Raw genomic sequence first — 12481 nt, 5'->3', positions numbered from 1 at the left:
CTTGTCTTATCCTTTTACGGCGGCACGAAGCGTGCCGACTTCTCGTCCATTCCAGTTTTTCATGACCTGATGCGACAATCCGGTCAGCACGCTGCGGTCATCATCTGACCACTGCGCACCGTCGAGACCGAGGAGCAGCGACGCCAAAGCGACTTCAGCAGCTCGGTTCGCGCCATCATCGGTTTTGATCGCAATGCCGAGCCCCAATTCGGGAACGGACGCGACCATGACCCCTTCTGCACCCATCTTGCAAAAGATCCGGTTACCGAAATGCGCCATCAATGTCGTATCGAAACGTCCACTCCCTGCCACCAAGAAGGGCTCGGACGCAACAGCAGAACGCAGCCGCGAGGCTGCCGACGCATGATCGGGCGAAAAATTTTTTCCAGTTCCGAAACGGGCGAACCCCGTTGCCAACGCGGAAAGCGGAATGGCGTAGGTTGGCATCGAGCAGCCATCGAGTCCGCGATTGTTTTCGTCATGAGCGGCCGAAGTCGCCATTGCCAGAGCAGCGGTGACCTGACGCTGGGCCTCGTGCTCGGGGTTGATATAGCCTTTCGGGTCCAGCGATTGGTCGATCGACAGACAGATCAGCCCGGCATGTTTGCCAGAGCAGTTATTATGCAGGGGCGTAGGGCGTGCGCCTGAAGCGGCGAGCTCATGGGCCGCGGCATCATAGGTCGGCCAGTGCGCGCCGCATTCCAGGCAGGTCACGGTTTGTCCTGCCTTGGCAAGCATCGAGGCGGCGGTTTCAGCGTGAAGGATTTCTCCGCCATGGGAGGCGCAGGCCAGAGCCAGTTCCGCATCAGTCAGACCCAGCCGGTCTGCTGCACCCGTTTCAACCAAAGGCAGGGCGAGGAGCGCCTTGACCGTCGAGCGGGGGAAAACCGGCTTGTCGATCGCGCCATGCGCCCGAACGACGCGTCCGGTATCGTCCATAAGGGCGATGCGTCCATGATGAAGGGATTCGACGCGTCCACCGCGCGTGACTTCGGCGAGGGCAATATCGTCCATGACGGGATCCTTGACGGGGGTGAGAAAGCGGCGTCAGCCGATCGGTGTCTGTCGCGACAGCAGATAGCAGGATGCGCCAAGACGCGCACTCATATCGGGGTCGCTCTCCAGGAAGGGGGCAACATGGGCTTTGCGGACACGAAGGAGCAGCGGTTCGGTCTCCGGATGCTCTTCAGAGAGAGATGAAAAAAGCGGAGGAAGCGCAGAGCGCTCACTGAGAGATATTGGCGAGCGAGGGTCGAGAGGCAGGCCCGCTTCTATGAGAGCCCAACCCAGCTCGACAGGGAGCAGAAGATAGAGCCAGCCGTCATCACGCTCCGTTTCTCCAAAGGCGCGGTTGGTGACCGTCAACAGGGGCGCTTCTTCGGGCAGAAGATGCGTCTTGCGAACAGGAGGCACGTAGTCGAAGAGATCCGGCTGGTGAAGAGGAGCTTTTTCTTGCCGCACAGGGCGGGGAGCACGCTCCGGTCGCGAATGGAGTTCGCCGCCGAGCAGGGCAAATTTGTCAGAGCGCGACATGGCACAGCAACCGGGCGCCGCCGATCAGGCCGGTTTGCAGGAGGCGCAGAGCCCTTCGATTTCCACAGTCGATTGGTGCGGGACAAAGCCCGTCTTTTTCGCAGCGCTCTCGATGGCGTGAGAGATTTCGCTGTCCTCTACTTCGCTCACGGCGCCGCAGCCACTACAGATCAGAAACTGGGCACGATGCCCGCAGCCGTGGCCATGATGACATTCGAGGCGGTGGGCACATCCGATGAAAGCGCTCATACGCTCGATACGATGGATCAGCCCCTGGGAGAGCAGAAAATCGAGCGCGCGATAGACAGTCGGGGGAGCCGCGTTGCGCTGGTACTGGCGCAGATGGTCGAGAATATCATAGGCCCCAACGGCTTGTGGCTCTGCAGGATCAGTCCGAGCACGAGACGTCTCGTTTCGGTCAGGCGGCTGGCACGCGTTGCGCAGAAGGCGGCCGCCCGGTCGAGGAGTGCGAGCGTCTGGGTCGAGAAAGGGTCCAGTTCGGTCGTGGCCGTGATGCTGAGCATGAAGGATTTCCTTTTCCGGCTTGTCCTGACCAGAGTTCCGCCTCTATATCGCGTATCTCAGTCGTTATAATATAACTAAAGGCGACTTTTTTGCGCCAGACTTTCTTCTTGCTGCTCTGCTTTCTGACCCTGTTTGGCTCTGCCAGAGCTGAGCCGGTAAAGGTTTTCTGCGCTGAAGCGTTGTGGTGCGATCTGGCCGAGACCCTGGGTGGTAAGGCGGTTAGCACAACCAGTATTCTGACGTCCCCGCTCATCGATCCGCATGACTTTCAGGTCACGCCTGATATGGCGCGCAAGTTGGCCGATTCCAGTGTCGTGCTGATGATGGGAGGGCATTACGATGACTGGGTGCCGCCTTTGCTCGCAGCCCAGCCCAGCGCTTCCCGTCGTGTGATTTCGGTCGCGTCGCTGACACGGCTGGGACAAGGTGACAATCCTCACCTGTTCGATGATCCCGAGGCAATCGGTCTCATGGTGACAGCGCTCGCTCAGGAGCTGTCTCGCCGGTTACCCGATGAAGCTGGTGCGATCGAAGCCAGACGTGCGGGTTACATGAGTGTAATCGGCGGAATTTCGCAACGGTTGCAGCTCCTGCATCAAGAGCTTCAGGGAACAAGGATCGCAGTCGCAGAGCCTGTAGGAGGTCCTCTCTTTCAGGCCTTGGGGATCGACATTGTCGATCCGGCCTTTGCGCTTGCTGCGATGACGCATGACGATCCGGCACCGCGCGAAGTGGCTCGGCTTGAAGAAGCGCTGCGGCGTAAACAGGTGAGGCTCCTCGTGGTCAATCCTGCGGTTGCGAGCCCTTCACTGAATCGTATCGTGGCGCTGGCAAGAGAGGCAGGAATTCCGATTGTCGAGTTCGACGAATTTCCGGCAGCGGGTCATGCCTGGCAGGGTTGGATGACAGACCGTCTCGACCGCCTTGTTGCCGCCCTTGGTGCGCATGGCTGATCGATCCTCCGCGATTTTGTTGAAGAAGGTGACGCTGACCCACGGGGAGCGTGTGCTCTTCGATGAGGCAGATCTTTCGCTCGCTGCAGGAAGTTTCACGGTTCTGTCGGGCGCCAATGGTCATGGCAAGACGACGCTGATGCGCGCCCTTTTGGGACTGCACCCGCTCCGCAGCGGCGACATGAAGGTTCTGGGCGAGTCTCCTCGCAAGGCGCGAAGCCGGATCGGCTATATGCCTCAAGAGCGGAGACTGCCTGCGCCTCAGATGACCGGGCGCGCGCTGATCGCGTCGTCCTGGCGCGGGACGCATTTCGGCTTGCCTGGCTGGGGTCGGGCGATGGAACGAGATGTGCACGACGTTCTTGCCTTGACGGGAGCGGACACTCTGGCGGCTCAGCCTCTGAGTCAGCTCTCCGGTGGGGAACGACAACGGCTCTTTCTCGCCGAGGCACTGCTCGATGCCCCCGCGTTGCTGATCCTCGATGAGCCCCTGAGTGGTGTGGATCTATCATGGCAGCATCGCATCCTGACCATGCTGCGCGAGCGATGCCGCGAGACGGGTATGGCAGTTCTGATGTCATGTCACGGTGTGGACGCTGTCAGACCGTTTGCAGACCATCTGCTTCAGATCAGGCACATAAGCTGGAGCTGGCCGATGCTGCATTATGAATTCATGCAGAATGCCTTTCTGGCATCGGGTGTCGTTGCCGTTCTGAGCGGTCTTGTCGGCTGGTTTCTTGTCTTGCGCGGTCAGAGTTTTGCCGGACACGCGCTCTCTCATATCGGTTTTGCCGGAGCGACAGGCGCCGTTCTGATTGGCATGACACCGCTGATGGGTATGGCGCTTTCTGCCGTGGCAGCGGGACTGGTGCTGGGATGGGAGCCTCAGGGCGATCTGCGCGCCAACGCGGCGACGGCGAACTATCGTGACAGCGTGATCGGTCTGGTCCTGGCCGCCAGTCTCGGTCTTGGATTGCTGTTTTTGCAGTGGCAGCATGCGCCTGTCAGCAGCACGTCCGCCCTTCTGTTCGGCAACGTGCTCGGGGTGGACCACGCGACCTTGCGCCTGCTTTTTATCCTTGCGGGACTATGTCTTGTGGGTCTGTGCTTTCTTGCACGTCCTCTGCTGTTTGCCAGCCTCGATCCCGATCTGGCAGCAGCAAAAGGCGTTCGGCTGAGATTTGTCGCCTGTGCGTTCATGACGCTGGTTGCCTTGGCGACAGCCATCTGTTCGGAGACAACAGGCATTCTGCTGGTGTTCAGCCTGCTGGTGGGACCGGCCGCCTGCGTCTTGCGGCTCGGTCTGTCACCCTGGCCAGGTCTTGCCTGCTCGGCCCTGCTGGCTCTGGCGCTCTCCTGGGGAGGTCTTGTCTTGTCCTGGTACAGCGACGCACCGGTGTCGTTCTGGATCAGCCTCGGTGCGACGCTGTGCTATCTTCTGGCCCGATACTTCGCCCCAGCCACGCGCTAGACGTATTCAGGCTGTTAGAGCCAGAAAACAGAAAAATCCTAGTTCAGACGCCAGTCCAGCAGCATGATGCCGACAATGAAAGCGGCCAGAACACCATGCATGATGATCAACTCCCGCAGGTTGATCGTCGGGACATCGGGCTTGACCTTGGTCGGTTTGGCCATTGAGGGCTCCTTTTTCCATTTTTGCCCTTTGAGATTAAACCAATTACCAAGTAATTGGTTATACCGTCATGACAAATAATTCAGAAACGCCCCGTTCCGGAGCGACGCAACGAGACGAACATCCGATCGAGGTTTCGCCTTATGCGAAATATATCCTGATCCTTGCTGCCGTCGTGGCGGCTATCTGTGGCGGCCTTTACGGCTACGACACGGGTATCATCTCAGGTGCGCTGCTCCTGATTAGCGATGATTTCCATCTGAGTAGCACCATGCAGGAGATGGTCGCCTCTGCCATTCTGGCAGGGGCCATTCTCGGCGCGTTGGCGGCCGGATCCTTTTCTGAAAAATTTGGTCGAAGGGCCTGCGTCACACTGGTGAGCGGCGTGTTCGTTCTCGGGGCATTGGCGTGTGCCTTCGCGCCGGATGTCTGGATGTTGATCATCGCCCGTGTGTTTCTGGGTTTTGCTGTTGGTGGTTCGACCCAGGTCGTGCCGATGTACATTTCGGAGCTGGCTCCTGCCGAGAAGCGTGGAACGCTCGTGACGATGTTCAACGTCGCAATCGGGCTGGGCATTCTTCTGGCCAACATCATTGGCTTCACCCAGCGAGAGGCCTGGGGATGGAGACCGATGGTTGGTCTCGCCGCTATCCCGGCCGCGATCGTCTTCGTCTCGATGTTCTTCATGCCCAAGAGCCCCCGCTGGACGGCTGAAAATGAGGGCATGAAGCGTGCCATCATTGAGCTCGGTCGTATTCGCACATCGAAAAAGGTGATCCGCAAGGAAGTGCGCGAAATGCGCGAGAATGCCGAGGCCATCGATCCGCGTAACCGTGGCTGGAAGGGATTGTTCCGGCCTTGGGTGCGTCCGGCTCTGGTGGCAGCTCTTGGTGTGGCTTTCTTCACCCAATGCGGCGGGTTGGAGATGATGATCTATTACGCACCGACATTTCTGCGTGATGCCGGGTTTGGCGCGTCTTCGGCGCTCATGGCCTCTCTGGGCGTGGCGATTACCTATTGCATCATGACGTTCATCGGCTGTCTGATTGTGGATCGGGTAGGACGTCGTCGCCTCATGCTCGTGATGGGGCCAGGGTCGATCGTGAGCTTGATCGGGCTGGGAATCGTTTTTGCGATGCATCCTGCTCCCGGAAGCGTTGGGTCCTATCTTGTGATCGTCTTCCTGCTGTCGTTCATGGCATTCAACTCGGGCGGCATCCAGGTCTGTGGCTGGCTTCTTGGCGCAGAGATGTTCCCGCTTTCCATGCGTGGTCAGGCGACCAGTCTTCATGCGGCGACGCTTTGGGGCTCGGATCTTCTGGTAACGGGCACGGCCCTGACACTGGTTCAGCTCATCACGCTGGGTGGCACGATGTGGTTCTATGCCGTAGTCAATCTGGCTTCGGTCTTGTTCATTTTCTTTTTCGTGCCCGAGACAGCTGGTGCCACGCTTGAGGATATCGAGCTGGCCCTGCACGAGAAGCGCTTTCGCCCGACACGCGGTCAGACACGCATCGTGTCGGAGGACGAACAGGAAGAGGCGGCAGCCTAAGAGCGCGCTACCCTAAGTTCGGTCTAACGAAAGAGGGCGGCTTCACGTGTGAGGCCGCCCTCTTTCGTGGAACTGGCATTACACAAGGAAGATCGCTAAAAGCACCTCAACAGTGACTGGTGCCAACCAGACCGCAGTACCCCGAGGGAAGGGGTCAACAAGTTGCGGGACAGGCAAGAAGTAGGATCAAGATGAGCTGGCTGACCGAATACGTTCGACCGAAAATCCGTGGCCTTTTGCAGCGCGAAGTGCCCGATAATCTCTGGACCAGCTGTGACTCCTGCTCTCAGATGATCCTCATCAAGGATCTTGAGAAAGCTCAACGTGTCTGCCCGCATTGTGGCCATCATGGAAAGGTCAAGGCAAATGAGCGTCTCGATTGGACGTTCGACGATGGCAAATACACGAAGATCGAGCTGCCGAAAGTGCCCAGCGATCCGCTCGGGTTCAAGGATCAGAAGAAATATGCCGACCGTCTGAAGGACGCCAAAACAAAGACGCATCTCGATGAGTCTCTGGCTGTCGCACACGGCAAGATTGGTGGCCACGATGCTGTCGTCGCTGTCATGGCCTATGAGTTCATGGCAGGCACCATGGGCACTGCGCTGGGCGAAGCCTTTATCGCTGCCTGCCGCCTGGCTGTGCTGCAGAAAGCGGCGCTTGTCATCTACACGGCATCTGGCGGCGCGCGCATGCAGGAGGGGGTGCTTTCTCTCATGCAGATGCCGCGCACAACCATTGGCGTCGAAATGCTCAAGGATGCGGGACTGCCCTATCTCGTTGTGTTGACCAATCCGACGACGGGCGGTGTTTCGGCTTCTTTCGCCATGCTGGGTGATGTCCAGATTGCCGAACCTGAAGCGTTGATTGCCTTCACCGGTCCTCGCGTGATTCAGGATACAGTTCGTGAGAAGCTGCCTGAAGGCTTCCAGCGTTCGGAATATCTGCGTGACCACGGCATGGTCGATATGGTCGTGGCTCGTCCCGACCTGCGCGCCACGCTGGGTCGCCTGATCGGTCTGATGATGAACAAGCCTGTTGCTCCGTCTATCGAAGCCGCCTGAAAGACTGACGCCACCCACTCCCTGGAAGGGAGTGGTGACTATACCTCCGGATGATTCCATGACGACCCAGGCGCCCCCGGCCAAGCTCAGTGATGAATATGAGGGCCGGACCGGCGCCGTTCTGGCCCGGGTTCAGGCGCTCTATCCCAAGCTCATCGATCTCTCGCTCGATCGGCTTCACACCCTGCTCGGCAAGCTCGGCAATCCGGAGCGCGCCTTGCCGCCTGTGATCCATGTGGCGGGCACCAATGGCAAGGGCAGTACCTGCGCGACGTTGCGCGCAATTGCCGAAGCTGCGGGATGGTCGGTTCATGTCATGACCAGCCCTCATCTGGTCGATGTGACGGAACGCTTCCGTATCGCCGGGCAGTTGGTGAGTGAAGACGCACTCGTCGCAACGCTTGAAGAAATTGAACGCGTGAACGGAGATGCGCCCATCACCGTGTTCGAAGTGCTGACTGCGGCGGGGTTTCTGCTCTTTTCGCGTAACGCAGCTGATCTCGCTATTCTCGAGGTCGGGCTTGGCGGGCGTCTGGACGCCACAAATGTTGTGGAGCGCCCTGCTGCCTGTGTGATTACCCCGGTCGATCTCGATCATCAGGCTTTTCTGGGTGATACATTGGCGGTGATTGCTGCCGAAAAAGCGGGTATCATCAAACAAGGTGTTCCGGTCGTTTGCGCGCCTCAGAATGAGGCTGCGCTGGCCGTGATCGAGGCTCGGGCCGCCGCCTGCGAGGCGCCGCTTTGGCGTCTCGGGCAGGAGATCGGTTGTGATCGACACGCCGATGGCACACTGGACTATCAGGATCCGCTTGGCGTTCTTGCGCTGCCTGCTCCCGGCCTCAAGGCGCGCATCAGGCTGGCAATGCGGCTCTCGCTGTTGCGGCGCTGCGCGCGAGCAGACTGCCTTTACCCGACAAGGCGTGGGCCGGGATCGTTCAGACTCAGTGGCCTGCGCGCTTGCAGCGCCTTGAAGGCAAGCTCGCGGCCCAGCTGCCAGAGGGGTGGGAACTCTGGCTCGACGGCGGACATAACCCGAACGCAGGTGAGGCACTTGCAGTCACTCTCGCGGCATGGTCGGATCGTCCCTTGCATGTGATTGTCGGGATGAAGCAGAGCAAGGACGCCGCTGGCTTTCTACGACCTGTCCAGCGTCATGCGGCTAGTCTCTATGCCGTGAGTGAAGAAGGACAGCATCTGGCCCTGCCGATCGAAGACATTGTGAGCGCCTCTGGAGGCGTTGCTCTTCCCGGTCCGACCATCGCGGCGATCCTGCCTCGCTTAGAGGGGCCGCCCTCTCGTGTGCTGATCTGCGGTAGCCTGTATCTGGCTGGTGTGGTGTTGAAGCAAGATGGATCATTGCCAGGATAATTCGGAAAAATATTAGATTCTTATCTAAGTGAAGTTCTGGTAGGGTTTAAAAATATAGTAAAAACATAAGTATATTTATAATCATACATCATTTATTTTATCCCCACCAAACTTACTTCATCGTCAGACTCTGTTTAGGGAGACCTTACAAAATAGATTTGTAATGAATAAAGAAAAGAGCGGTTCTGAAGAGGATAAACTCGGAAATGGAGATAGTATTTTTGGATAATTCAACAATAACGTATAGAACTTTCGATTGAGAAAATATTTAAATATATAAATGACGATCAATTCTCATTGGATAGATTGATTACCTGATGTGATGACATCTCTCTCTTAGAATTGGTGTTTCAATTATCTGTGATGTTCGAAAATATCCAAAAAAGGTGTATGAAATTAGCCGTTCATAGAATAATATAATTTGAAACAATTAATATATTTTCATGATATTATAAATTCTCCCAACAAAAGGAAGGTAGATGAGAGAGTTATCTGGCGATGAGCTATCCCACGTATCAGGTGGACAGATACTGTTTGCTGGGCATGTGTATAACCCAACAGCTGCTGACGGCGTGCGGCTTGAGGCGTATCTCAAAACTCTTGACCCTAGCTATTACGCGACTTTCTCTGCAGCTGGTAAGGGATTTGGCTCGCCAGGCAGGGCTATGGCGATGTTCATTCTTGCTAATGGTAGCCAAGCTTGGTGGGACGCGAATAACCCTTACGCGCATATAGATCGTCAATACACTCCGGCCTCTTTGCCATGGGCCTCGCAACCTGATGTTGGTTATCGAGATTCTAACTTGTGAAGGCGGTTAATTATAAAAATGTCTCTCGGAGTTGGTGAGTACTTTATCAAAAAAATTAAATTATTAGATTAGGAATATAAAATACTTGTTTTTTGACTTAATAATATATTAATACAAGAGATTGTCTATTCGGAATACTCTTTGATTTTCACCGACTGAGCGTTTTGATTAGGTGGGGGTGGTGATGCAGAGAGCCAGTATTCATTGTTGCAGTCTGATCTCATTGTCAAAGAGAAGCCCTTAAACAGCCACATCTTAGTCATCGCACAGTCTGCACCAGATTATAAAATTCGTTTGGTATCAAGGCGGAAGCGACTATCGGACTTTTTTCGTGAGCCGGAGATAGATTGAAGCTGAAGGTACAAATAAATTTTCACGCGTTGGAGTCGAATATCTTTAGGGCCTGGTGTTCCGTTCGGGACTTGCCATCGCGGTGCTGCGCGAGAGCGGACTGCCTTTGCCCGACAAGGCGTGGGCAGGGGGATCGCTAAGACTCAGTGGTCCGCACGCTTGCAGCGCCTTGAAGGCAAGCTTGCGGCCCAACTGCCAGAGGGATGGGAACTCTGGCTCGACGGCGGACATAACCCGAACGCAGGTGAAGCACTCGCTGTGACTCTCGCGGCATGGTCGGACCGTCCCTTGCATGTGATTGTCGGGATGAAGCAGAGCAAGGACGCTGCCGGTTTTTTGCGACCCGTCCAGCGTCACGCGGCTAGTCTCTATGCCGTGAGCGAAGAAGGACAGCATCTGGCCCTGCCGATCAAAGACATTGTGAGCGCCTCTGGAGGCGTTGCTCTTCCCGGTCCGACCATCGCGGCGATCCTGCCTCGCTTAGAGGGGCCGCCCTCACGTGTGCTGATCTGCGGTAGTCTCTACCTGGCCGGTGTGGTGTTGAAGCAGGACGGATCGACACCGAGCTGACAAATCGGGTGCTGTTTCCACCAGAGCCTTTTTTCTGTGCAATTTGGTGGAGCATACATAAGCGCCACAGCGTGACGAATTTTGTGGGAGACTGAGTATTTATCTACCATAAAAATTAATAATTATTAGTCTATTGAAAATAATATCCAAAAATAACAAGAAACGAAGATTTATACTTATCGTCACCGCCTTGTCCCGCACCGTTGGTAAACTGACCCGCTCCAACATTGGGGTCGTTGCGACCGAGATAAAATTCCGACCATACACGAAAGCGATTGGTCGCTTTGTCCGTCCAGAAGGCGCCAAGACTCAGGCGCTGTGTGTTGGGTGCATGATGACTGCTATCTTTCCAGACATTCGCGTAATTGACGAAAAGATCGAGTTTGACTGGGAACTTACCAGTATCGATTGTGCGCGCACCTTCGATAAAGCCAATAGTGGCACGGCTCGCGATATTATAGACTGAGTCGTAATCTCCCACCGTCACGATGTCGTTCGATCCTGGATTTCTGAGGTCCATATCCTGTCGCACCCCCATCAGCTTGAAGCGCCACGGGCCAGTTTTGTATCTCAGGCTCAAAGCGAAAGCGCGGCGCTGACCATTCCTTCTCGTGGAATAGTTGTGGATTGTGGAGAGCCAGAAAGATCCCGTGACGGCGAGGTTCGTTTTCATGCCCGAACTGATTTGATAGCGTGCCCGCCCAACCGTCATATATCGCTCGTCATTATCCGATCCATTCGGCAAGACTGTCCCATGTCCTGTCATGTTGACAGAATAACGCGCACTATCGGCACTGCGCCCCATTGCATTGGGAGCGGTCGTCGGAAAAAACCGAGGTCGAAAGACCATTTATCGGTTTTATGCCCAAGGACAGCACCGAGATTATAGACTTCTTCCAGTCCGTAGACGAAGCCAATACTATTCAAGAAAGAAGCGCCCCACCAACGATCGTCAAAAGGAACCGGTGCAAGACCGAATGTGACCTGGCTCGTTTTATTGATCTTTGCGCCCAGATAACCATAAAGCGGAAAGCTGATTTCTCCGGGATAATTTTTGTAGCCGGACTCTTTTCCGTAGATGAAGCTACCCCCATAGAAACGGTATTGCGCGGATCCGAAGAGGACTGCGGAATCGTAATCCGCAGTGACGATCGCCGTATCAAAGGAGAGGTGATTTGAGGTGCGGTTTCGACCTGCTTTGCTGCGGTCATTAAAGCGGAGATCGTAGCGTCCACGGATCGCCAGACCTAATTTGAGTGCAGGGTCTTTTTTTGCTGGTGAGTAGGCAGGCGGAGCCATTGTTTTCTTCCGCGGGGGCGAGGTAGCTGGTTTCGCGGCATGGGGCTCGTGCAGGGACCCTGACGGATCATTCCGCGCAATGAGCATCTGGGCAGTCGCGTCAGGGAAGGACAGGGGCATGAGATGGGCTAGGAGCAGAAGATTTGATGCAATTGGCATAAAGCTAAGATCTGTCCCTGATCCATTGAGTTATACAGCGCTATTTCAGGTTCGCTGGAAGAACAGCATTCTCTCATCGCCGATTATTCTGCATTGAGAGGAAGGAGTGGGGGCGAGTGACAGCGCTGATATACTGCGTTCATGGTCTCTTCGCCAGCACCTTACACGCCGGATTTGATGTCGATGTCATCAAGAAGACGAGCACGAAAGTGGTCATGACAATCAGCGTCGTGATGTGTCACACATATGCGATGATGACACTCGGCCGAGCTCCCAAAAGGGACCTTGTCGGAAGAAAGGGCGTTTGCGAACTGGCGTAGATCGACCTGAGCGCAATTTCCGGTGAACTAAAGACGCGCCAAGGCCAGCGGTGTGAAGGGTTTTTAACAGGCAATTGGAATCGACCAACGGGTACGCCTGATATTGACCGAAGACACGGTATCAAGGCCGTATTTCCCAGAGTATCTTTTCAGGAACGGCTTGATCTTATATTTTTCTAAATCAAAATTTTGCTTTTTAAGCCCGCTGCATCCCGCAGAAAACTGCGGTAGATGCCGTGGTGTCCCGTACGGGATTCGAACCCGTGTTACCGCCGTGAAAGGGCGGTGTCCTAGGCCTCTAGACGAACGGGACTGGAGGCGTGAGCGGCTTATTATTCCAGC

At 55.9% G+C, this 12481-nt stretch carries 10 protein-coding genes, 1 tRNA gene and 2 pseudogenes; 6 read left to right on the top strand and 7 right to left on the bottom strand.

Translation table 11 applies throughout. The annotated features are described in order from the left end of the window. Positions 1–6: 6 nt before the first annotated feature. Genes JCM15831_RS03850 through JCM15831_RS23620 form a run of 3 tightly spaced genes read right to left on the bottom strand, consistent with a single transcriptional unit; the run spans position 7 to position 1875 of the window. Entirely contained in the window at positions 7–1014 is a 1008-nt protein-coding gene (locus JCM15831_RS03850; protein WP_025822852.1) for an asparaginase, read from the bottom strand. Positions 1015–1047: 33 nt separating this feature from the next. Beyond that, positions 1048–1533 (bottom strand): hypothetical protein, encoded by a 486-nt coding sequence (locus tag JCM15831_RS03845; RefSeq protein WP_025822851.1) that lies wholly within the window; start codon positions 1531–1533, stop codon positions 1048–1050. Positions 1534–1557: 24 nt separating this feature from the next. Beyond that, positions 1558–1875, bottom strand: coding sequence for a transcriptional repressor (locus JCM15831_RS23620; protein ID WP_306301822.1), 318 nt, complete (start codon positions 1873–1875; stop codon positions 1558–1560). 272 nt (positions 1876–2147) lie between these two features. On the opposite strand from JCM15831_RS23620, the gene JCM15831_RS03835 reads away from it, so the two are divergent. Further along, positions 2148–3011 (top strand): metal ABC transporter solute-binding protein, Zn/Mn family, encoded by an 864-nt coding sequence (locus JCM15831_RS03835; RefSeq protein ID WP_025822847.1) that lies wholly within the window; start codon positions 2148–2150, stop codon positions 3009–3011. Between the two features lie 28 nt (positions 3012–3039). Continuing rightward, entirely contained in the window at positions 3040–4482 is a 1443-nt protein-coding gene (locus tag JCM15831_RS23615) for a metal ABC transporter permease (protein ID WP_198024231.1), read from the top strand. Positions 4483–4520: 38 nt separating this feature from the next. Here the strand turns inward: JCM15831_RS23615 and JCM15831_RS23255 are convergent, their stop codons facing one another. Further along, positions 4521–4646 carry a hypothetical protein gene (locus tag JCM15831_RS23255; protein ID WP_269530319.1) on the bottom strand — a complete coding sequence of 42 codons (126 nt, stop codon included), beginning with the start codon at positions 4644–4646 and terminating at the stop codon, positions 4521–4523. 68 nt (positions 4647–4714) lie between these two features. Between JCM15831_RS23255 and JCM15831_RS03820 the strand changes: the two genes are divergently transcribed. The 4 genes and pseudogenes from JCM15831_RS03820 to JCM15831_RS03805 all read left to right on the top strand — a co-directional run. Next, positions 4715–6196 carry a sugar porter family MFS transporter gene (locus tag JCM15831_RS03820; protein ID WP_025822843.1) on the top strand — a complete coding sequence of 494 codons (1482 nt, stop codon included), beginning with the start codon at positions 4715–4717 and terminating at the stop codon, positions 6194–6196. Positions 6197–6387: 191 nt separating this feature from the next. After that, the gene (accD, locus tag JCM15831_RS03815; RefSeq protein WP_025822841.1) at positions 6388–7260 is read left to right on the top strand and encodes an acetyl-CoA carboxylase, carboxyltransferase subunit beta; all 873 of its coding nucleotides are present in this window, start codon (positions 6388–6390) and stop codon (positions 7258–7260) included. Between the two features lie 58 nt (positions 7261–7318). Next, positions 7319–8631: pseudogene (locus JCM15831_RS16465) on the top strand (bifunctional folylpolyglutamate synthase/dihydrofolate synthase). 1224 nt (positions 8632–9855) lie between these two features. After that, a pseudogene (locus JCM15831_RS03805) lies at positions 9856–10361 on the top strand (glutamate ligase domain-containing protein); the annotation flags it as partial. A 130-nt stretch (positions 10362–10491) separates the two neighbouring features. On the opposite strand, the gene JCM15831_RS19965 reads toward JCM15831_RS03805, so the two are convergent. The 3 genes from JCM15831_RS19965 to JCM15831_RS03790 all read right to left on the bottom strand — a co-directional run bounded on the left by JCM15831_RS19965 (position 10492) and on the right by JCM15831_RS03790 (position 12452). Continuing rightward, positions 10492–11073, bottom strand: coding sequence for a hypothetical protein (locus tag JCM15831_RS19965; protein ID WP_156938733.1), 582 nt, complete (start codon positions 11071–11073; stop codon positions 10492–10494). Between the two features lie 50 nt (positions 11074–11123). After that, positions 11124–11660 carry a hypothetical protein gene (locus JCM15831_RS19960; protein WP_156938732.1) on the bottom strand — a complete coding sequence of 179 codons (537 nt, stop codon included), beginning with the start codon at positions 11658–11660 and terminating at the stop codon, positions 11124–11126. 716 nt (positions 11661–12376) lie between these two features. Then, a tRNA-Glu gene (locus tag JCM15831_RS03790) sits at positions 12377–12452 on the bottom strand. Positions 12453–12481 lie beyond the last annotated feature (29 nt).

The sequence above is a fragment of the Asaia astilbis JCM 15831 genome (genome assembly GCF_000613845.1).
Taxonomy (GTDB): domain Bacteria; phylum Pseudomonadota; class Alphaproteobacteria; order Acetobacterales; family Acetobacteraceae; genus Asaia; species Asaia astilbis.
Note: the sequence above shows the minus strand (reverse complement) of the source record. Positions and strands in the feature narration are given on the sequence as shown.